Source organism: Ruegeria sp. C8 (assembly GCF_056537565.1).
Genome location: NZ_JBQFRV010000024.1, coordinates 18,205 through 36,952, shown reverse-complemented (window position 1 = coordinate 36,952; position 18,748 = coordinate 18,205). Strand labels below are relative to the sequence as shown.

The 18,748-nt window shown below is 56.5% G+C and carries 16 protein-coding genes; 6 read left to right on the top strand and 10 right to left on the bottom strand.

Annotated elements, in window-relative coordinates; all coding sequences use genetic code 11:
• Nucleotides 1-8 precede the first annotated feature (8 nt).
• From ACR0KL_RS21350 to ACR0KL_RS21315, 8 genes are read right to left on the bottom strand one after another with little or no spacing between them, the layout of a single operon-like run.
• Nucleotides 9-1,766 (bottom strand): FAD-dependent oxidoreductase, encoded by a 1,758-nt coding sequence (locus tag ACR0KL_RS21350; RefSeq protein WP_170680884.1) that lies wholly within the window; start codon nucleotides 1,764-1,766, stop codon nucleotides 9-11.
• 28 nt (nucleotides 1,767-1,794) lie between these two features.
• Nucleotides 1,795-2,376 carry a VOC family protein gene (locus ACR0KL_RS21345; protein ID WP_480777479.1) on the bottom strand — a complete coding sequence of 194 codons (582 nt, stop codon included), beginning with the start codon at nucleotides 2,374-2,376 and terminating at the stop codon, nucleotides 1,795-1,797.
• Nucleotides 2,377-2,379: 3 nt separating this feature from the next.
• A complete protein-coding gene (locus tag ACR0KL_RS21340; RefSeq protein WP_480555573.1) occupies nucleotides 2,380-3,447 on the bottom strand; it encodes a branched-chain amino acid ABC transporter permease in 1,068 nt (355 codons plus the stop codon).
• Nucleotides 3,447-4,310 carry a branched-chain amino acid ABC transporter permease gene (locus tag ACR0KL_RS21335; RefSeq protein ID WP_170680886.1) on the bottom strand — a complete coding sequence of 288 codons (864 nt, stop codon included), beginning with the start codon at nucleotides 4,308-4,310 and terminating at the stop codon, nucleotides 3,447-3,449. Before ACR0KL_RS21335 ends, ACR0KL_RS21340 begins: the two co-directional genes overlap by 1 nt.
• On the bottom strand, nucleotides 4,307-5,017 hold the full coding sequence (locus ACR0KL_RS21330) for a branched-chain amino acid ABC transporter ATP-binding protein (protein WP_170680887.1): 711 nt from the start codon (nucleotides 5,015-5,017) through the stop codon (nucleotides 4,307-4,309). Before ACR0KL_RS21330 ends, ACR0KL_RS21335 begins: the two co-directional genes overlap by 4 nt.
• Nucleotides 5,017-5,736, bottom strand: a complete 720-nt coding sequence (locus tag ACR0KL_RS21325; RefSeq protein ID WP_170680888.1) for an ABC transporter ATP-binding protein — start codon at nucleotides 5,734-5,736, stop codon at nucleotides 5,017-5,019. The genes ACR0KL_RS21330 and ACR0KL_RS21325 overlap by 1 nt, the downstream gene beginning before the upstream one ends.
• Nucleotides 5,737-5,785: 49 nt before the next feature.
• Entirely contained in the window at nucleotides 5,786-7,060 is a 1,275-nt protein-coding gene (locus ACR0KL_RS21320; protein WP_480777478.1) for an ABC transporter substrate-binding protein, read from the bottom strand.
• A 25-nt stretch (nucleotides 7,061-7,085) separates the two neighbouring features.
• The gene (locus ACR0KL_RS21315; RefSeq protein ID WP_170680890.1) at nucleotides 7,086-8,147 is read right to left on the bottom strand and encodes a maleylacetate reductase; all 1,062 of its coding nucleotides are present in this window, start codon (nucleotides 8,145-8,147) and stop codon (nucleotides 7,086-7,088) included.
• Nucleotides 8,148-8,252: 105 nt separating this feature from the next.
• Here ACR0KL_RS21315 and ACR0KL_RS21310 point away from each other — a divergent pair, with 105 nt between their 5' ends.
• Nucleotides 8,253-9,182, top strand: coding sequence for a LysR family transcriptional regulator (locus ACR0KL_RS21310; RefSeq protein ID WP_170680891.1), 930 nt, complete (start codon nucleotides 8,253-8,255; stop codon nucleotides 9,180-9,182).
• A gap of 1,498 nt (nucleotides 9,183-10,680) precedes the next feature.
• On the opposite strand, the gene ACR0KL_RS21305 is transcribed toward ACR0KL_RS21310, so the two are convergent.
• Complete coding sequence (locus tag ACR0KL_RS21305) at nucleotides 10,681-11,532, bottom strand: helix-turn-helix domain-containing protein (protein ID WP_170680892.1); 852 nt, start codon at nucleotides 11,530-11,532, stop codon at nucleotides 10,681-10,683.
• A gap of 64 nt (nucleotides 11,533-11,596) precedes the next feature.
• Between ACR0KL_RS21305 and ACR0KL_RS21300 the strand changes: the two genes are divergently transcribed.
• Both ACR0KL_RS21300 and ACR0KL_RS21295 read left to right on the top strand, forming a co-directional pair.
• The gene (locus tag ACR0KL_RS21300; RefSeq protein WP_480777477.1) at nucleotides 11,597-13,198 is read left to right on the top strand and encodes an ABC transporter substrate-binding protein; all 1,602 of its coding nucleotides are present in this window, start codon (nucleotides 11,597-11,599) and stop codon (nucleotides 13,196-13,198) included.
• An 83-nt stretch (nucleotides 13,199-13,281) separates the two neighbouring features.
• Nucleotides 13,282-14,757: a M81 family metallopeptidase gene (locus ACR0KL_RS21295; RefSeq protein WP_480777476.1), complete on the top strand. Its 1,476-nt coding sequence runs from the start codon at nucleotides 13,282-13,284 to the stop codon at nucleotides 14,755-14,757.
• A gap of 364 nt (nucleotides 14,758-15,121) precedes the next feature.
• On the opposite strand, the gene ACR0KL_RS21290 is transcribed toward ACR0KL_RS21295, so the two are convergent.
• On the bottom strand, nucleotides 15,122-15,796 hold the full coding sequence (locus ACR0KL_RS21290) for a GntR family transcriptional regulator (protein WP_170680896.1): 675 nt from the start codon (nucleotides 15,794-15,796) through the stop codon (nucleotides 15,122-15,124).
• Between the two features lie 124 nt (nucleotides 15,797-15,920).
• On the opposite strand from ACR0KL_RS21290, the gene ACR0KL_RS21285 reads away from it, so the two are divergent.
• From ACR0KL_RS21285 to ACR0KL_RS21275, 3 genes are read left to right on the top strand one after another with little or no spacing between them, the layout of a single operon-like run.
• Nucleotides 15,921-16,427 carry a TRAP transporter small permease gene (locus ACR0KL_RS21285; RefSeq protein ID WP_170680898.1) on the top strand — a complete coding sequence of 169 codons (507 nt, stop codon included), beginning with the start codon at nucleotides 15,921-15,923 and terminating at the stop codon, nucleotides 16,425-16,427.
• A gap of 3 nt (nucleotides 16,428-16,430) precedes the next feature.
• Nucleotides 16,431-17,717 (top strand): TRAP transporter large permease, encoded by a 1,287-nt coding sequence (locus ACR0KL_RS21280; protein ID WP_170644261.1) that lies wholly within the window; start codon nucleotides 16,431-16,433, stop codon nucleotides 17,715-17,717.
• A 19-nt stretch (nucleotides 17,718-17,736) separates the two neighbouring features.
• Complete coding sequence (locus tag ACR0KL_RS21275; protein ID WP_480555568.1) at nucleotides 17,737-18,747, top strand: DctP family TRAP transporter solute-binding subunit; 1,011 nt, start codon at nucleotides 17,737-17,739, stop codon at nucleotides 18,745-18,747.
• Nucleotide 18,748: the final 1 nt, after the last annotated feature.

Here is an 18,748-nt window from a genome sequence, read left to right as displayed (position 1 = left end):
AGATTGGCTCATCGCGAAAGGACTGTGGTCAGCGCGCGACGCAGTTCGGCTTCGGCGTCAGCAGCCATATCGGCTGAGCGCCACGCCACGTGTTGATCAGGACGGACCAACAAACAGCCCGTATCCGAAATCTCCGACGCGCGAGCCCAATCCCCGGTGTGGTCAACATAAGTCTGGCGCGGGCCGATGACGTGACAGCGAATGGGCATGCCCAGTTCTTTCGAGATGGTCTCGGCCGCCGTTACCCAAGCCTCTCCACCAATCCCGGTCAGAACGGTGAATTCTCCGCGACCGCATAAATCCAGAGTTGAATGTTTGCTCCCTGTATCATGATCAAACACCCAGACATGTGGAATACGCGCGCCGGGCCAAGTCGTGGGCTGGTAGTGCAGCTCCGCATCCTGATCAAAACCGGGATTGGGTTGACCATCCGTTTCAATCGCACAGGAGTCGTAGCGCTGGTTCATTTCAACGCCATGCGCATCGAACTCATATTTCTTAAAGGCAATCGCCTCGCGAATGGCCTGCCTTTGTGCCGCAGCTTCTGGCGTTGATCCTGTGCGAGCCTCTAGATTGCTTTGCATGACCTCTGGGTCGACGCCTTCGGCCATTCCCAGCGATTCAAAGATGGGACCGAATTCACCGATGGATTGATTGGCCCGTGTGACGATCTGCTTTGCTACTGGCGCGCGTTCTTCGCTGTAGCTGTCCAGCAGGCTCTCTCCGGCATGGCCTTTCAGGACAGCAGCCAGTTTCCAGGCGAGGTTGAAGCTGTCCTGTATCGACGTGTTCGACCCCAGCCCGTTTGACGGTGGGTGTCGGTGTGCCGCGTCACCCATTATGAACACGCGATCCTTTTGCATATGGGTCGCGTACATATTGTTGACGGTCCAGGTGTTGGCGCTGATCAGTTCGATCTCAAGCTCGGGGTCGCCAACCAATTGCCGTGCAACCTGAGTGGCCATGGCCTCGTCCACCTCGGGGGCGGGTTGGTTGATGTCATAGCCCCAAACGATGAGCCATTCGTTCCATGGGCGGACCATGCGGACTAGACCCATGCCAATGCCACCGACATTCGCACCCGGTTGCATCACCCAATAGAGGACCGATGGCCGATGCGCCACGTATCTGCTGAGATCGGCCCGGAACAGGATATTCATCGATCCGCCGACGCCCATCTGACCTTCGAAAGGCAGACCGGCATGTTCGGCAACCAGAGAATTGCCCCCGTCCGCGCCGACCAGATATTTCGACCGGATCGTGATTTCTTCGCCCGACAAACGATCTAGGCATGTGGTCGTCACTCCGTCAGCGTCTTGCTCATGACGTAAGTATTCAGTGCTCATGCGCGCTTGAGTCCCACGGCGACATGCGGTGCCGAAAAGGATCGGCTCCATGAATGTCTGCGGAAGGTCGTTCATCATGGTCGGGCTGGACAGCAGGTGCTCGGCTTTAGAAAGCGGATGATTGCCCCAGCTTTTCATCCGTCCGATTTCCTCACCGGCGAGGCTTTCGCAGAACACGTTTTCACCCATCAGATCCTGATGCGCGGCGTGCATATAGGCTTCGGCCTCGACCTCATGACCAAGGTCGCGCAGCACCTCCATCGTGCGCTGATTGGTGATATGTGCCCGCGGCGTATTGGCCAGCCAGCGATAGCGGTTGATGACCATGTTCTCGACGCCATAGCTCGACAGCAAAGCCGCCGTTGCGGAACCCGCTGGTCCGGTCCCGATGATCAGGACATCCGTTGTGATGGTGGCCATAAGCTCTCTCCCTTGTTCTTTGAATTTCTCAGGACCGCGGATCCCTGAGGCGGCCGTCATATTCGGCCTCATAGGCTTTGCCGTCCGGGTAGCTGACCAGTTCCAGCTGCATGCCCCAGGGGGCGAGGAAATAGACCCAGGTTTCGCCAGCGCTTGGCCCGTCGGTCATGGTTGTCGGGTTGCCCAGGACCTCAATGCCCTTATCCTGCAAATAGCTGACGGCACCTTCCATATCGGTGGTATAAAACGCGATATGATGCCCGCCGATATCTGAGTTTCGCGGCAGTTTCGTATCCTGATCCGGCGCGGTATATTCGAAGATCTCGAAATTTGCGCCATTGCCGCAGCGTACCAGCCGCATCGTCGGGATCTCGGCCTTGGCGTCCACGTTTAGATGGTCCGCCATCCAAGTGCTGTCACCGCCCGAGAACGGTCCCAACGGGTAGAACACATTGCAACCGATGACGTCCTGAAAGAAGGTGACGGCCTCATCGACACTCGGGACTGTAAATCCCACGTGGTCTGTGCCCGTCATTCCCGGCAGGGAACTGCCAGCAAATGCGCCCGTTCCAAATGCTGTGACTACGACCGTCAATGCGAGAGTTTTCATGGATTAATCCTCCTTGTTCGACTGCGCGCCAATCACCAGACGACGGCGCACGGGGAATATTTGAAGTCCGGTTTTCTCAGAGATCAGCCCCCAGATGCCGCGCGGTGCGAAGAGCATGACGGCGACCCCGATCAGCCCGAGCACCATGAGATACCAGGAACCGTAGTCAGCGAGCAGGCTTTGCAAGATGAAGAAGATCAGCACGCCCAGAATCGGGCCTTCGATGGTGCCGATGCCTCCGATCACGACGATGAAAATCACGTAAGCCGTCCAGTCGGTGACCGAGAACGCCGCATCCGGTGAAATCCGCAGTTTCTGAACGTAAATCAGAGCGCCCGTTAGTCCCGTTCCAGCGGCTGAGACCAGGTAGACCAGCCATTTCATCCGCACTGCATCGACGCCGACGGATTTCGCTGCTTCGACATTGTCTCGTACAGCAGCAAGCGCCAGCCCGCGCTTTGTTCTGAGCAGCCAGTAGATGCCCGCAATCGTTGCGATCACCAGCGCCAAGGCCAGCCAGTAGGTCAGGATATCGCGCGCTGCTGCTCCGCGAACGTCAAAGGTGGTCTGGATCCATTCGGTTGCCCACATCTCACGTGTTGCGGTGCGCGGCAAAGAGGTTCCAGTGCCGCCGCCGAGCACTTTCCATTGGGCCACCAGTAGGCGCATGACCTCGGCGATGACCCATGTTCCGATGGCGAAATAGGCCCCTTGCAGGCGGAAGGCGAAGAAGGCTGTGGGAATGGCGACAATCAGGGCCGCAACGCCGCCCAGCAGGATCGCCGAAACCGGGTCCATACCCCAAAGGATGACACCGCCGAACATGGCGTAGGCGCCCATGCCCACGAAGGCTTGCTGGCCGACGGACACAAGGCCGCCATACCCGGCTAGCAGGTTCCAGAACTGAGCCAGTACAAGCATGGTGAAGATGAAGAACAGGTCTTGAATCAACCCTCTGCTGGCAAATGTCGGCAGAAGGATGAACAGGATGATTAGAGCGATACAGACGGCTCCGGCACTGTAAGACGCGCGGGTCTGCGTTTGGACGCGGTACATCGAAGTATCAGTCATCAGTCCACCGCCCTTGGAAACAGGCCTCTGGGTTTGATCAGAAGCACGATGAGAAACGCCAGGTGGCCAGCCAGGATTTGCCATTCGGGGTTGATTGCTGCGCCGACAGTCTGAGCGACGCCGATGATGATGCCCCCGATCAGCGTGCCCCACAGGCTGCCGAGGCCACCAATGATCACGGCCTCAAAAGCGTAGATCAGGCGCGCTGGGCCGATATTCGGGTCAAAGTTCGCCCGCATTCCGAGATAGAGCGCTGCCAAGGTCACCACGAGCATTGCGATGGCTGTCGCAGTGGCGAAGATACGTTCTGGCCGGATACCCATCAGACCCGCTGTCACTGCATCATCCGAGGTCGCGCGGAACGCCCGGCCCAGCTCCGTGCGGTAGAAAAGCTGGTTCAGCCCAACGATGACAAGGATTGCCGAGGCAAAGGTCAGCAGCGGCAGAACGCCGAGGTTCAGCCCGCCCATTTGAACGGAAGCCGTAGCAATCTCACCCGCAGGCAAACGTTGGCTATCGGCTGAGAACCCTTCGAGCAGAGCATTCTGCAAGACGACCGACAGACCGAATGTCACAAGCAAGGGCGGCAGGATATCAGGCCCCAGCACGCGATTCAGCACATGTCTCTGCAAAGCCCAACCCACGCCGAACATGATCGGTGCGGCAATGATTGCCGCCAAAAACGGAGAGAGACCAAGCAGCGAGACCAGCAGCAGGATCAGATAGGCGGCAAAGACGATGAGATCGCCATGGGCCAGATTGACCAAACGCATGATCCCGAACACAAGGCTAAGTCCTGCAGCGAACAGCGCATAGAGACCGCCTAAAAGAACGCCCTGAATGATGGTGTCGATCCAGATCATGCGGCGGCTCCTCCGAAATAGGCGTCGTGAATGGCTTCACGGCTGAGCGTCTCGGCGGTGCCTTCCAGCGTGACGCGGCCCTCCATCATGCAATAGACGCGGTCTGCGACTTTCATCGCTTGACCAATGTCCTGCTCCACCACGATCAGGCTGGCGCCAGCCTTCTGAATGCGGGGGACGGCATCGTAGATGTCCTTGATGACCACGGGTGCCAGCCCGAGGCTGATCTCGTCACAAAGCAGAACGCGCGGGTTGCTCATGAGGGCGCGGCCAATAGCGACCATCTGCTGTTGTCCACCGGACAGGGCGGTGCCGGGATGGTTCCGGCGCTCTTTCAGGATCGGGAACAGGTCGTAGATCGTTTGCAACGACCAATGGCCTGAAACCTTGCGGCCATAGGTGCCGATCAGCAAGTTTTCCTCGACGCTTAGGGAAGGAAACAGCCGGCGCCCCTCGGGCACCATGGCCACGCCGCGCGCCATGATCTCATCTGCAGCCAAGCCCCCAATGGGTTGGCCGTCAAAGCGCACTTGATCCGACCCGTTGGTCAGAACGCCCGAGATCGAGCGCATGAGGGTCGATTTCCCGGCCCCGTTTGCCCCGATGATGGCGACGGTTTCACCTTCGTCCAGATGGATATCCACGCCAAACAGGGCTTGGAAATCTCCGTAGTGAGCGGTCAGCGCGTGGGTCTCTAACAGGCTCATCAGACTTCGATCCCCAGATAGATTTCTTTGACTTCTCTGCTGTTCATGATCTCGTCCGGATCACCGAGGCCGATGACCTTGCCGAAATCCAGAACCAGCAGCCGTTCGACGACCGATGTGAGAGCATGCAGGACATGTTCGATCCAGATGATCGTCACGCCGCTGCTGTGCAGTCCCTTAATCGTGTTGATCAGCGCTGTGCATTCTGCGTCGGTCAGCCCTCCGGCGATTTCGTCCAGCAGCAACAGCTTTGGATTGGTTGCCATCGCGCGGGCCAACTCCAACCGCTTGCGTTGCAACAGCCGCAATCCACCGGCCGTGTCATTGGCCACATCCAACAACTCCGTTTGCTCTAGAATGCGGGCGCAGTCCTGTTCGACCTCATGTTCGGATTTGCTCTGCCCATGCGTCGCGGCCACAAGCAGGTTTTCGAACACCGTCAGATGATCAAACGGCTGAGGGATCTGGAACGAGCGCCCAATACCCGACAAGCAGCGCTGCATCGGCGGCACGCGCGTCACGTCAGCCCCGTCGAAATGGATAGATCCCGCGTCAGAGGTCAGATTGCCCGTTATCAGATTGAACAGCGTCGACTTTCCGGCACCATTCGGACCAATGATCCCAAGGGCCTGCCCCTGCGCGACATCAAAACTGACATCGTCAGTGACGGTGAGCGCGCCGAAGCTTTTTGAGACGTTTTTGAGCGAAAGAATGGTCATACCGGAGTTCCTGCCCCGGACAGGGTCCGAGGCGCTGGTTTCATTGCGATCAGGAGATTTCTTCCATCACACCCGCAGTCGGAATTTCGGGTGCTGAAGAGTTGTCGACGATCACGAGGTCGTAGCTGCCATTGTCGAGCAGCCTCCACTGCCCTCCGACCAAGGGCGTTTTCGCAACGTTCTGCGCAGCGAAGGGTGGCAAGCCCGCACCATCAAAGGCGATCCGGCCAACAATGGAATCCAACTGCGTGGCAGCGATGGCCTCAGCCACTGCATCCCCGTCACCTGCGTCATCAACACGTCCCATGACGTTAGCGGCCATTTCAAACAGTGCGTGCACAAAGCCGATGGGCTGGGTCCATTGGCGGCTGGTGGCGGCCATGTAACCCTGAGCCAATTCAGCCGAGCTTGCGCCGGTCAACGACGATGAGAACGGATGCGTCGGTGACCACCACACCTCGGAACTCAGGTTGTTGCCTGCGTTGCCCAAGGCTTCGACGGCTTGCGGGAACAAGATGGCCTTGCCGATGCTCGCCGCCTTAGGGGTGAAACCTTGCTGCTTTGCCTGACTCCAGAAGGTAGTGAAGTCAGGCGGGATCGGTACGCCGGTTACAATTTCAACATTCGCCTGACGAAACGCATTGATCTGCGCCGAGAAATCGTCGGTCAGGTTCTGGTACCGTCCGGGATCTGTCAGGCTATATCCCAACTCGGATAGAACCGGCGGGAAGCCCACATTCGGGTCGCCCCAAGCATTGCCATCACCGTCATTCGGGAACAATGCACCGACCTGCTTGTTGGTCTCCAATTGGCCCCACATCGCCGTAAAGACTGAGATAACGTCCTCAAGGCCCCAGAAGAAGTGATGGGCGTAGTAGAACGGCTCCCAGCTGGCTGGATCGCCGGGATTGCCCTGTTGGCCGATGAACCACGGCTGCCATGGCGCAACAGTGGAAATACACGGCACTTCCTCAGCCTCACAGGTCGAGGCAACCGGGTTGGTCGTTTCGGGTGTTGAAGCGACCAGCATGAGGTCGATCTCATCATCCACGATCAACTCGCCCGCCACGTCTGCTGCCCGGTTCGGGTTCGACTGGCTGTCCTTGACGATGACTTCGAAATTCGCACCGGCCTCAGATGCGGCGAAATTGTCGAGAATAAACTTGTCGGCCTCAGAAAAGGCGGCCAGAGGACCTGATTGCGGGCTGACATAGCCCAGCTTGATCTTGGCGCCCTGAGCGATAGCGGGCGCAGCGAGCGTGCCGGCGGCTAGGCCGAGGCCGGTTGCAGCGCTGGATTGCAGCAATTTGCGTCGTGTGATCATGTGTCCCTCCCTTGACACGGTGAAGTCAAACGCTGGGGGCATTACCCGCCCACGCGTTTTGAAGAAGCGCCCGCAGCCCATCAGCAGTGACCGGCCGCGGGTTCCAATACGGGTTCTTGAGTGCGATTCCGGTGGCACGATCCAGATCGGCCTCAGACAGGCCAAAGTCTCTAAGAGCCATTGGTGCGCCCATGGATTTGGAAAAATCCCAAAGCGCCTGGCCGGGCTCAGAACCGCCGAGAATTTCTGACACGGGTGCCAGCAGCTCCGGCACACCCGCCGTGTTGTAGGCTATGGCATGGGGCAGAACGATCGCGTGGGTTTCCGCGTGCGGCAGATTGAAGGACCCGCCCAGCGTATGGCAAAGCTTGTGATGCAACGCCATTCCGACCAGACCAAGAACTGTGCCGCAGGCCCATGCACCACGCTGCGTTTCTTCTCTGGCTTTCAGGTCGTCGGGGCTTACGACAACGGTCGGCAGACCTTCCGCAAACGCCCTAAGGCCGTCGATCGCCAATTCCGTGGTCTGATCCGTGCGATCCTTGGCATAAAGCGCCTCGGCAGCATGAGCCATTGCGTTCAAGGCGCTGGTCACGGTCATTGCGGACGGCAATGACGCCACAAGTTCGGGATCGTACAGGATGACGCGGGGCAGAACCTTTGGGTCTGTAAGGGTGGTTTTGATGCCATCCTCAGTCTGACCCAAGATCGGGGTGGCCTCGCTGCCGGCATATGTGGTCGGGATGGCGATTTGTGGCAAAGAGGTCCGAAGGGCAATCGCCTTGCCTAAGCCAATCGTCGAACCTCCACCGATAGAGACAATGCTATCGGCCTTGACTGACAAAGCGTGTTCAACCGCTTCTTCGGTCACGCCGACCGGAGTGTGCATTGTTGCCCGAGTGAACACGCCTGCAGCACGATCCCCAACGGTTGTCGCAAGCTCCATTGCCATATCAACTTGCTGAGGCGTCGACAGGATCAGCGCTTTGTTCGATCCCAGCTCCGCCAACTCCGCGCAGATGTTGTTGCGCAAACCTGTGCCGAATCGGACTTTCTGGCCATTGATGCTGGTGGTGCTGAGAGCCATTGGGCGCGTTCCTGACGAGCGATAGATTGCGGGTCTGAGGGGAACGCTAGCAGGCAAAGACAGCCCTCTTGATCGAATTACCGACCATCAATATAACTTTGGGTTATGAAGCTTGATCCCAGACATCTCGAGATTCTCGCGGCTATTGTCGAGGCCGGAGGGTTGACCGAAGGCGCTGCTTTACTTGGGAAATCTCAACCCAGTGTCTCCAGAAGCGTCTCTCTCTTGGAGGACAGGGTGGGAGAGCCCCTATTCCTGCCGACCCGAAGACCTTTGCAACCCACTGAGCTTGGTCTTGCGCTTGCTCAGGAAGGTCAAAGAATCCTAAGCGCGGGTCGCCATGCAAGCCGCGTTGTGGACGAACACCGTCAGGGCATTGCCGGTGCAGTGCGGGTTGCGGGCACGCCGATCTTCATGGACGGTGTCATCTCGAACGTGATTGCAGAGTTTCAGGCCGATTACCCCAATATTCGGATCGACCAATCCTATGGATACCCCACTGAACTTTTGTCGCAGTTGTCCGCGGAAACTCTGGACTTGGCCATTCTTCCTATGCGCCCGGCAGACGTGTCGGATGAGTACGAGTTTCGTCAAATCCTGCCTGGTCGAAACGTCATTGCGTGCCGTGTTGGGCACCCATTGGCGCGCAAAAAAGAGGTGAAGCTGGAAGATATCACCGAGTTTTCCTGGATCGCGCCACCTGCAAACAGCCCGCTGTTTCGTGACTTGAGAAACACGCTGGACGGTATCGGTATGCGAGACCTCAAAATCAGTTTCACAGGCGGGTCCTTGAGTGCGGTTGTGAACGTTCTGACGGGTTCAGACTCCCTAACCGTTTTGCCTTTTTCGGTGGTCTTCATGATGCAAAGACAAAAAACTTTGGCAGCACTTCCGATAAAAATCGGTGATCCCGACCGGCACTTGGGATGCGTTACGCTCAGCGCTAGAAGCATGCCGGCTTCGTCGGAGCGCGTTCTTGAGTTCATAAAGCAGAAGTTCGAAATGCTTGATCGCTTGATTTGTAGCGCGGGATGATCTCTCTGACCGGTCTAGCCTGAAACAAACCGAGAGCTCTCGTGGGTTTATGAAACCCGCACGAAGTTTTAGACGCTTGTTGTTCAGTGCTTGCTTTCTCAGGGATCCTATTGTGTTTAGTCGACCTCTGTATGTTTTTAGGTCAGAGTTGTTTGACGTTTGGCTCAGAGTGATTGACGAGAATTACCAATTTGGTGAGGTTTTGGAGTTCTATTGAGGCAGTAGTCGGTAACGCTCTACAGTTCTTGTTGAACGTCGGAAGAATTTGACCTTTGCTTCATAGACTAACCCAACACCACCTGGTCATACTCCCGTAGACAGTTTCGTTTGATCTGACTGACCTTCCTGAAAACGAGAGCTGATTTGCGGCCCAAATGGTTTCAAACTTGTGTTTCCAGGTTCGGGAAGTCCTGCACAACTTTTTCAAAGTACTCGACAGACGTCCCGGTGATCGGTGGGACTTGTTCGAATGGAGGTAGTAAAGCGTCAGCCAAAACAACTTGATAGACCAGCTTGACATCACCTGCTCGACTTACCCGCTAGCCAATCCATTTTCAGCAATGAAATCCGGTAGAACACTTATGCTGTCTCCCGCAACGTCAAGAGCGGAGAGGAAGTCTCCATTGTTGGAGATTATCTTTTGGCTAGCTTGAACTGAAACGTTGCGACCTGCATGAGAGAAATCGCAAGTTTTTGAGTGGCCTTGAGCACTTTATGACATCAGCAAGTCTGGGTTCAGATCGCGCGGATGATCAGACCTGGAAATGGGATGTGTCGCAAAATTTTGGGACAGCTGGAATTAGCGGTTTACTGGGCAAACCTATCTTGTGATCTCGGCAAATAGCCGAAAGCCAGCCGCTGTGGAGCTAGAGAATTGCAGCTTCCGGATCGAGTTGGATATCTTAATACCGTCCAGAGTACGCGAGGCGGATCAGAACGTGCACATGTGCCGTGCGCGTCGCTTGACTAAGCGATGATCCTGCTCGATCAGGATGTTCAAGTAATTGGACTTAACTGTTTGGATTTTGGCTGAGCAACCAAACCGACTAAGGATTTTTTCACTTCTCTAATGCCTGCCGCAGAGGCTCCACTCTTGTCGATCACGGTCGTGTCTGGAATTCCATTTTAAGACTGCGCTTTGGCAAAGAACCTTGCTTTCGCTGGACGGTTCTTCTGCTTAGACAGCATGAAATCAAGGGTATTTCCCGCTTCACCGGCGGTCCTATGGATGTAGATCGATTCGCCGCGAACACTGCGATCATCGGCGAATACTTAGCAACTCACCTGTTGAAAGTGCCGTTATCCATCCGCACGCCGCGTTCAGCCACGTTCTCTTCGAGGTCACGATAGGACACCGTATACCGCAGATAGCATTACACGGCGTGCAAAAAAGGTAAGATCAGACATGTTTCCCGATCTCGCTATTGAGACGTGATCCACCCCCACCAGCAGAAACAAATGGGCACTGACCCTAATACGCAGGTACCCTGCGGTTCTTCTACTTAGTAATAGTCTTCGCACCAGAGTCTGTGGGTGCACCGAGAAGGTGTTGCCGAATCCTCATATCCAGTTTGGTGCTTTTTAAATCGACGATACCGCTTTTCGAAAACAGCTCTCGAACAGAGCGATAGTTTTCAGCTCTTTTCCAGACAACAGGCGAAGAGGTCGGCGTCCGACCGGACAACGAAGCGAGATAAGACATCGTGCCGAACAATAGCTTTGACTTGTCGCGATGGGGTTTGTTCAGAATGTACAGGCTGAGAGGCGCGTCTGGACCGCGTTCTGAATCGACAACAAAAACCTGCCCCGCGCGGAAGGCGGCTTTGCCATCACATCTTGTCCAGCGGCGCGTCGATGACTTTCCTTCGCTTAAGGCTTCGATGACACGGCTGTAAACCGTCCCGTTCCGCTCATCCAAAAAGGCAACGTTGACAATGGCTTTGGTTGGATCGTTCGGTGCGCGAAAGAACACTTGATAAGATCCGAGAAATGGCCGCAGCCGTTGAAGATCACCTGGGAACACATCGATCAGGGGGTCTCGTCGCCGATCCGCCTCGGTTTTGGCGAGTTGGGTGGTGTGGCGCCGCAGTTCTGCATGATCTCCCAGCAAGATATGCTCGCCCACATCGAAGAACCGGCTAATGCGGCGCAAGTTATTTGGCGAGGGCATGCTGCGGCCATTGAGGTACTTCGCGAATTGCTGATGGTTGATGCCAATCTCTCTGCAAACAGCCGCCACTGACGGGTAATCCGCACAAAGGTGACGGAGGTTTACAGCTAAATTCTGGTGCATCGGTGGTTCGGCATTTGGTCGCATAAACTCGCTAAAGAAAGCATAATGTGGCGTCATTGTTAAGCTCAAATTGGTGCGTGATCTTGAGGGCAACAGAAGAATGCTCAGGGAAGGTCAAGCAATGGATAAATTTCAATACGTGCGGCAGATGGAACAGCGTCTGCAATTGCGTCAGGTGGATCGTCGTCAGTTCATGCGCGGTGTTTTGGCAACCGGCATGACCGTCGGTGCCGTAACGCTTTTGGCGGATCGCGCTATTGCGGCCACGCCCAAAAAGGGCGGCAGCATGATTGCCGGGATTGGTCATGGCGGGACGACCGAGCAACTCAATCCGGGGCAGATATCAGCGGGTTTCCTGATTCCGTTGAGCCTGGGCATGAACGGTTTCCTGACTGCGATCGACGCGGACAGCAACGTGCAGCCGTCACTTGCAAAATCATGGGAGGCCTCGCCGGACGCGTCGGTTTGGACCTTCGAGATGCGCGACGGGGTCGAGTTCCACAATGGTCGTACAGTGACAGTTGAGGACTTGATTGCCTCGATCAATTTTCACCGCGGAGAAGGGTCAACCTCGACTGGGGCGCCGCTGTTGGCCGGTGTGAAGGAACTGCGTGCGGACGGGCCAAACAACATCGTTTTCGAGCTTGAGGGCGGTAACGCAGATTTCCCGGCTATCCTCAGCGACTACCGCTTTGCCATTCTGCCGGCAGAGGGTGACAGCATTGACTGGCAATCCGGTATCGGTTGCGGAGCCTATCAGTTGAAGGATTTCCAGCCAGGGATTTCGGCGGATTTGGCCCGTCACGGGAACCACTGGAAACCTGATGTCGCGCATGTGGACGAATGGAAACTTTTGGTGCTGCTGGATACGACCGCACGGATGGCGGCGCTGTCTGCGGGGTCGGTCGACATTGCCGATAAGGTTGATCCCAAGACGGCCAAATTTGTCTCACGTGATCCAAATGTAACGCTGCATTCGGTAGCCGGTACGCAGCACTACTCCTTCCCGATGCTGACCAACGCCGCGCCGTTTGGCGACAACAATGTGCGTCAGGCGATCAAATGGGGCATCGACCGGCAAGAGCTGGTCGACAAGATTCTGCTGGGTTACGGCGAGGTCGGCAATGATCATCCAATCGGGTCCGGTCAGAAGTATTTCAATGCTGAGCTTGAACAAAAGACATTCGATCCGGACAAGGCAAAATACTATTTGAAACAGGCTGGTCTGGAGTCGCTGGATGTCGAACTCTCGTCTTCTGACGCTGCATTTCCCGGCGCGGTGGACGCAGCGACGCTGATTTCTAACTCGGCCGCGAAATGCGGGATCAACGTTTCTGTCAAACGAGAGCCCAATGATGGCTATTGGTCCGAGGTCTGGACGAAGAAACCTTGGTGCGCCAGCTATTGGGCCGGACGACCGGTCGAGGATCTTATGTTCTCATTGGCGTTCCAATCCGGTGTCGCTTGGAACGAATCTCTCTGGTCGCATGAGAAATTCGACAAGATTCTGGTTGAGGCTCGGGCTGAACTGGACACTGAAAAACGTCGCCAGATGTATGGCGAGATGCAGGATATTGTCGCCAATCAGGGCGGTGTCGCGATCCCGATGTTTGCTTCATATGTCTTTGCCACGCGCCCAAGCGTCGGCACGCCCGAAAAATTCGGCTCGAACCTGGATTTGGACGGAAGCAGCTTTATGGAGCGTTGGTGGAAAGCCGAATAACTCTGGTGAAATGTGATCGCATCGCCAAAGATCAGAGGATGGCTCACGCAGCCGTCCTTTGACGTGTTGGGAACAGGGAATTTATGAAGCTTTTCATTGCGACACTGTCGACAGAAACGAACACGTTTTGCACGATGCCGACTGCGATGTCGGGTTTTGAGGACTACTTCCTGCGGCATGGTACGGCGACACAAGAGCCTCCAAACCTTATGACGGAGGCGCTTCATCTGTGGCGCGATAGGGCCGAAACTCTGGGCTGGCAGGTTGTCGAAAGCCTGACCGCCATAGCCGAACCCGCCGGTCTGACCACGCGCAGCTGTTATGACGAACTGAGCGGCGAGATTTTGTCTGATCTGGCGGAGTGTGGCGGTGCAGATGTCATCCTGCTGCAACTGCACGGCGCGATGGTGGCCGAGCATATAGAGGATTGCGAGGGCGATATTCTGACCCGCGTTCGCAAACTGTGCCCAAACGCAACGATCGGCGTTTCGCTGGACCTGCATTCTCATCTGACAAAGAAGATGCTGAACGCCAGCGATCTGATCGTGCATTTCAGAGAATACCCGCATGACGATGCAACAGCATGCGCGGCCGAACTGTTTGATCTGGCAAAGCGGGCACATGCGGGTGAGATCGCGCCCAAGATGGCGTTTTTTGATACCCGTATGATGAACCTTTATCTGACCAAGGCTGGGGCGATGAAGGATTTTGTGGCCGAGATGGCCGCAGCTCAAGCCAGACCCGGCCTGTTGTCGGTTTCATTGAGTCACGGTTTTCCTTGGGCAGATGTCGAAGATGTCGGCGCGCGGATGCTGGTTATAGCAGATGGCCAAGCACAACTAGCCGCGCAACTGGCCGAGGAGTTGGGGCGGCGCTTCTTTGAGTTGCGAAACGAAGTAACCACGCGGTATCTACCGATCTCCGAGGCGCTGGATCACATTGGTACACGGTTCGGTCTATACGTTCTGGCGGACATGGGTGACAATTCAGGCGGAGGAGCGCCGGGCGACGCCACCCATTTGCTGAAAGGCATGCTGGCGCGTGGAATGACGCATTTTGCCAGTGGTCTGTTCTGGGATCCCGGAGTAGTGCGTATTTGTCAGGATGCGGGCATTGGAAGCAGATTGAAGCTTCGGCTTGGCGGAAAAACCGGTGTGGTTTCAGGGGATCCGATCGACCTGATTGCAAGAGTTATGAATATCGAGACGGGCCTGGGTCAGCATCTCGGCACTGGTCTTGAACCAATGGGCACCGTGGTCTGGCTCCGCCTGGATGGAGAAATCGACCTGCTGGTCAACGATCTGCGTGTTCAGGTTTACCATCCTGAAGCCTTCGAGCAGATCGGCATCCGGCTGGCCGAGAAATCGGTGGTGGCGGTGAAATCGCTGTTCCATTTCTACGGCCCGTTCAGCCAAATTTCGGACCACATCCTGCAGGTTGCCAGCCCCGGCGGAACACAGCCTGCGTTCCACGACCTCGCGCTTACCAAACGAAAACTGCCGTTCTGGCCCTCGGTTGCGCAGCCATTCTTAGATGAAAGCCTTGTGGACGCCGGATAGCGATTTCAACCAATAGGTCTAGCGGTCCGAACCCAATCGCAAACATACACAGCATCCGGTGCTATGGCGTGGGATTGGAGCCACGCCGGATAAAACCCGTTTCGAACTATTCATGTCCTTTCCCCTCGCACCGCCTGTTCGGCTTGCTGAATCAAGCTTTGGCCGATTAGGTGTCAACCTCTGCGGGGCGTGATCTCCGTGATGCCAACACGCGAGGTCGAGCTTAAGGTTAGAGGATATCTGACGCTATTCATCCGGCCAGAATGCTCCGTGCTTTAGAACGAGAACCAACTGGCCAAATGGACCCGGCATCGCCTAGGTTCTCGCGTGGTTGGGCACCCAAGGTTAGACGTTTCATCGCACGCTATCCTGAACCTGTTCCGTCGGGCTGCGTTGCATCGCTCCAATAAGATCCTTCTTTCCTGTCTATATGGAGTTTCAGCACATCCAAGGCTTGTGGAACGTCACCATCCCGGACGCACTGAAGCAACTCAATGTGCTCCCGATAGGATTTAGCCATGTGATCAGGGTGATGACCCAACCGGCTGCGCAACGCCGCCATTTTCAATGCAATCGTTTGATAGGCGTCATTCAGAAACCGATTGTCTGCGCAGTCGAAGAGGCATTGGTGAAATAGAGTATCCAGGTAAAGGTATTCTGCATCATCCGCGGCCTCACGGGCCGCTGTCATCCGATCAACGCATTTTTCAAGCGCGGCATGAAGCGCCTGTGGGTTCGCCTGCATGGCCAAGGTCAAAGCGGTTGTTTCAAGGCACACACGTGCATCGCAAAGTTTTGCGAGTTCCTCGGGCTCCAGATTGAACACGAATGAGCCTCTTTGAGGTTCAACGACCAACAGACCTTCCATCTCAAGCCGGTTGATTGCCTCGCGCACAGGGGTGCGGCTGACCTCAAGATTCTTGGCGATTCGAGCCTCAGACAGTTGCTCACCCAGTTCGAACTCGCCTTTGATAATCCGCTCGCGCAGGTTTTCGGTCACCAATTCCGTCAATGATTTCGGTCTGTTGAATGGGCTCATGTCACTCTCCTCAGTGCGACAGTAGCAGGCCTGTGTCTGGCATACAATGTGTTAGTGTTGACATATTAGCATACTGTATGCCAGTTTTGATTCTCACGAGGAGACGGCATTGGGAGGGGCGTCTTTGCAAACTCTGGAAACATGGATTGTTGCGTTGAACCGGGCGCTGGTGGCTTTGGCGCTGGCTACGGTTTTTGCAATCGTCTTCGCCAATGTGGTGGGGCGGTACGGTTTTGGTACCTCCCTTGCCTGGGTTGAAGAGGTCGCCAGACACCTGATGATCCTCGGCGCGTTTTGCGGTGCCGGTCTTGCCTTGCGCGAAGGTCGCTTGGTCGCGATTACGACAATTCCGGATTTGCTGCCCGACGCTCTGGCCCGCCTGCTGCGCTGGGGCATCGTCTTCGTCATGTTTGCCTTTATGGCGACGATGCTGTGGTTGGGCGTTAAATTCGTTGAATTCGGCTGGAACAAGGAAACCATGTCCACCGGGATTTCGCGCGGCATTCCCTATCTCGCTATCCCGATCGGGTGCGCATTGTTCCTGATCCAGTTGGCCTTTTTCGCAAAACGTTTCGTAAGCCAAGAGTTTGAACACGGTCCCAACGCCAAGGGCGATGAGGCAGAGGTCTGAGCCGTGGCAAAAACCCTGATCATCCTGTTCTTCGCGACGCTGTTTCTGGGTGTTCCCGTAGCCTTCACGATGGGGATCGCCGGCCTGTCGGCGATCTTTATCGACGGTTCGTTGAACCCACTGGTCGCAACCCAACGCATGTTCGCCGGGATCGACAGTTTCCCGCTGATGGCGGTGCCTTTCTTTATTCTCGCGTCCGAGCTGATGACGGCCTGCGGGCTAACAAATGCATTGCTGCGCTTTGCCAACGCTCTGGTTGGACATGTGCGAGGCGGGCTGGGGCATGTGAACATCCTTGTGTCGATGCTGTTCGCGGGGATCAGCGGCTCTGCCCTGGCGGATGCTGCAGGGCCTTCTGCCATCGTCATGCGGATGATGCGTGAGGCCGGGTATGAGAAGAATTACGCCGGTGCCCTGTCCGCTGCCACGGCCACCATCGGCCCGATCATCCCGCCGTCCATTCTGGCTGTAATTTTTGCGATTTCGACCAATGGAGTTACAGTCGCCGGACTGTTTTTGGCTGGAATTGTGCCTGGGGTTATGCTGGGCGTTGCGCTGGCCATCGCGAACCATATCGTGTCCACTCGTAACGGCTACCGCGGGCGTGAACATCGCGCCACCATGGTTGAGTTGCGCAGTGCAACCCTGGCGGCCATTCCGGCCCTGATCATGCCAGCAATCATTCTGGGCGGTATCCTTTTCGGTGTGTTCACACCCACCGAGGCGGGCGCGGTGGCCTCAGCCTACGCTCTGTTCCTTGGTTTCATCCTGCGCGCCTTCACGGTCCGCGCTCTGTACGCCGCTTTTGTGCGGGCTGCGGTGGTGACGTCCTCGGTCTTCCTGATCGTGGCGATGGCGTCGATCTTTGCCTGGCTACTGACTTACCTGCAAATTCCACAGGAATTGGCCAAGCTGATCACCCAGATCACCGACAACCGTCTGGGCATTCTGTTCATTCTGGCGGCTTTTGCCCTGATCTGCGGCTTCTTTATCGACACGCTGCCCGCGCTGATCATCCTGACTCCGATCCTAGGTCCCATTGCCTATTCCGCGGGGATCGACCCGCTGCAATTCGGGATGATGTTGGTGCTGAACCTGACTATCGGGATGATCACCCCTCCGGTTGGTCCGGTGCTGTTCGTGATCGCCACGGTCGGACAATTGAAGATCGAACGCCTGTCAAAAGCGGTTCTGCCGCTGCTGCTGGCTGAACTCGTAGTGCTTCTTCTGGTCATTCTTGTGCCAGGCGTCAGCACCTTCATCCCCAACTTCTTTGGATTTGCGAACTGACATGAAAGGGAGGAACCTCATGAAAACCATGTCGAAACTGATGACGGCAACAGCTGTTGTTGCAATGACCGCCGCCAGTGCGGCCTCGGCTAAAGAGCTGAAATACGCACATTTTCAAGCCGCTGACCTGAGCTCGCCCAAACACGCTGCCGCGCTGGCGTTTGAGGCCTGCGTCGAGGGCAAAACCTCGGGTTCGATTGATGTTCAGATCTTCCCTGCATCTCAGCTGGGAGGCGGGTCCGAGATCATGGAAGGGCTGCAGCTGGGCACCGTTCAGATGGCGGCGATCCATGACGGCCCGATCTCGGCTGTCTATAAACCCTTCTCGGTTTTGGCGATGCCCTATCTGTTCGACGATCAGGCGATGGCCTGGGCGGTGATGGACGGTGAATTCGGTGACGCGCTGGCTGAAGACATGCGGGCGAAAACCGGCATCCGCAGCTTTGGCGTGGCCGACAACGGGGTGCGCAATTTTACCAACAACGTGAAGCCCGTGGCCGAACCTGCCGATATGGAAGGCCTGAAAATGCGCGTAATGACCGCGCCGGTCTGGGTGACTCTGGTCGAAAGCCTCGGCGCATCGGCGACTCCCGTTCCGTGGCCGGAACTTCCCGGTGCACTGCAGCAGGGCGTTGTGGACGGTCAGGAAAACGGCGTGACGAATATCGTCAACGCGTCGCTCTACCAGCACCAGAAATACGTCTCGCTGGATGGCCATGTGTTCAGCTGGCACGCCTATCTGATGTCGGACATGTTCTTCGAAAGCCTGACGGATGACGAGAAGAAAGCCGTCGAACAATGCGTCGAGATCTCGAAAACGATCCACCGTGGCATGACCGCCGCGCAGGACGCGAATGCGACCGCGATCCTGTCGGAAAAAGGCATGGAAGTGGTCCCTGTCAGCCCCGTGCAGAAGGCTCTGTTCCGCGAAGCCGCGCAGCCTGCGGTGCGTGAATACATCGTGGGTGAGATCGGCGAGGAGTGGCCCGACCGCCTCGACGCCGCCGTCGAAGCCTATAAGGCCCAATAAC